General features: G+C 35.8%; 1 protein-coding gene and 8 tRNA genes. 8 read left to right on the top strand and 1 reads right to left on the bottom strand.

Going from position 1 to position 1983, the window contains the following annotated elements; genetic code table 11:
- Positions 1-5: 5 nt before the first annotated feature.
- The 8 genes from JCM14209_RS08525 (at position 6) to JCM14209_RS08490 (ending at position 684) form a co-directional block, all read left to right on the top strand.
- A tRNA-Val gene (locus tag JCM14209_RS08525) sits at positions 6-78 on the top strand.
- A gap of 6 nt (positions 79-84) precedes the next feature.
- Positions 85-158, top strand: a tRNA-Asp gene (locus tag JCM14209_RS08520).
- A 24-nt stretch (positions 159-182) separates the two neighbouring features.
- Positions 183-255: transfer RNA gene (locus JCM14209_RS08515), tRNA-Phe, on the top strand.
- A 4-nt stretch (positions 256-259) separates the two neighbouring features.
- Positions 260-342 (top strand) — tRNA-Tyr (locus JCM14209_RS08510).
- A gap of 10 nt (positions 343-352) precedes the next feature.
- A tRNA-Trp gene (locus tag JCM14209_RS08505) sits at positions 353-423 on the top strand.
- 18 nt (positions 424-441) lie between these two features.
- Positions 442-515 (top strand) — tRNA-His (locus JCM14209_RS08500).
- Between the two features lie 12 nt (positions 516-527).
- Positions 528-601: transfer RNA gene (locus tag JCM14209_RS08495), tRNA-Gln, on the top strand.
- A 12-nt stretch (positions 602-613) separates the two neighbouring features.
- Positions 614-684, top strand: a tRNA-Cys gene (locus JCM14209_RS08490).
- 655 nt (positions 685-1339) lie between these two features.
- Here the strand turns inward: JCM14209_RS08490 and JCM14209_RS08485 are convergent.
- Positions 1340-1897: a TIGR01440 family protein gene (locus JCM14209_RS08485; protein WP_025023031.1), complete on the bottom strand. Its 558-nt coding sequence runs from the start codon at positions 1895-1897 to the stop codon at positions 1340-1342.
- Positions 1898-1983: the final 86 nt, after the last annotated feature.

Below are 1983 nucleotides of genomic sequence, written 5' to 3'. Positions count from 1 at the left end.
CTTATGGAGGATTAGCTCAGCTGGGAGAGCATCTGCCTTACAAGCAGGGGGTCACAGGTTCGAACCCTGTATCCTCCATTTTTTGGTTCATTGGTCTAGTTGGTTAGGACGCCTGCCTGTCACGCAGGAGACCACCGGTTCGAATCCGGTATGGACCGTTTTTTTTATGCAAATAAAGAATTGGCTCGGTAGCTCAGTTGGTAGAGCAAAGGATTGAAGCTCCTTGTGTCGGCGGTTCGATTCCGTCCCGCGCCATTATGGAAGGGTAGCGAAGTCTGGCTAAACGCGGCGGACTGTAAATCCGCTCCTTCGGGTTCGGTGGTTCGAATCCACTCCCTTCCATTTTTATTATAGGGATATAGTTAAACGGTATAACTACGGTCTCCAAAACCGTCATTGTGGGTTCGATTCCTACTATCCCTGTTTTTTAATATAATGATGGCGAAAGTGGTGAAGTTGGTTAACACACCGGATTGTGGCTCCGGCATGCGCGGGTTCGAATCCCGTCTTTCGCCCTTTTTATTTTTACTAGTATAGCCAAGCGGACTAAGGCAAAGGACTTTGACTCCTTAATCGTTGGTTCGAATCCAACTGCTATGTAAAAATAATTTATGGCGGTATAGCCAAGTGGTAAGGCAGAGGTCTGCAAAACCTTTATCACCGGTTCAAATCCGGTTACCGCCTTAATTAAGCTATATGTTTTCAAAAACCAAAGATGATATTATTCATCTTTGGTTTTTTATTTTTTCTTATTACAAAACAAAAATTGCGGTTCATAAAAATAAACCCATGATAATATTTTGTTTCAACCAAAAATTATGGTTCTATAATATTCTGTACTGATGATAATTTTAAAATGTATTTTAAAATTATCATCAGTATTTTTTTGGTGTAAAATCGTACAAAAAAGAGAAGTCGACTGAACCTCGGTTTCTCTAAAGATGAAAAGCCTTTATTTATGGGAGTTTGTAAACAAAAATTCATCTGTAAGAATTGTCGTTCAACTCGTGTATTCAATATTTCTGGTGTTGAAGAACATTGTTCTATCTCAAACAATATTAAACAACAGAGTATTGTTAATTTTAAGAAAAATATATCCATGAAAGATACTGCTTTTGATTACCACGTTTCTAGCAATACTGTCCAAAGATGTCTTGAATCTACCGCAGGCACTCTAAATATTAAAGAAAAATGCGCAAAAAAATAACGGCTAAGCAGCTTGTTTTAAAATCTACTTAACCATTATCTTTTTGAATATATTTAATTAAATTTCTTTACCAGTATTAATTGACAAAGAGCTAAAATTATCATGGGCTTATTGAATTGGATTATCTAACTATTAATTAAATGGATCCCAAACGTATTTAGCACGAGGACCACCAATTAATTTAGGGCGTGATCCTAAATAGGTAGTGTGGGCATGACCGATTGTTTTGATACTAGTTCTAATTGGAATTTGCACAAATTTGACATGCATTCCAATAGATGTATCCCCGATATCCATACCTCCATTGGCGATGACGTGTTCAACTTCGACTGGATTTTTAAATATTTCAAAGGCAGCAATTTGTCCGGCTCCTCCAGCATGAATAGAAGGGTAAACTGAAACAACCTCTAAATTCAATTGATCAGCGATTTCTTTTTCTACTACAAGTGCTCGATTTAAATGTTCGCATCCCTGCACAGCTAAATAGACATTTTTCTGTTTTAGTCTATGGTAAAGAGTATTAACGATAATTCTACCAATTTCTATATTTGATTGTTTTCCAATATGTTTGCCTTGAACTTCACTTGTACTTAATCCCAATACAAAAATATCGCCTTTTTTTAAAGGATTTTGAGCTAAGAATTCGTTAATACCATCTGAAATTTGAGTTTTAATTTTTTCTAGTTCCATCATTTCCTCCTAAGCATCCAAATATCATTATAACCTATATTAGAGAATATTTTACTTAAATTTAACAAATGTGATTTATATAATTA

Origin of the sequence: Ligilactobacillus hayakitensis DSM 18933 = JCM 14209, from assembly GCF_000615845.1 — a bacterium.
In the GTDB taxonomy this organism is placed as follows: Bacteria; Bacillota; Bacilli; order Lactobacillales; family Lactobacillaceae; genus Ligilactobacillus; species Ligilactobacillus hayakitensis.
This window is presented reverse-complemented; position numbering and strand designations above follow the sequence as displayed.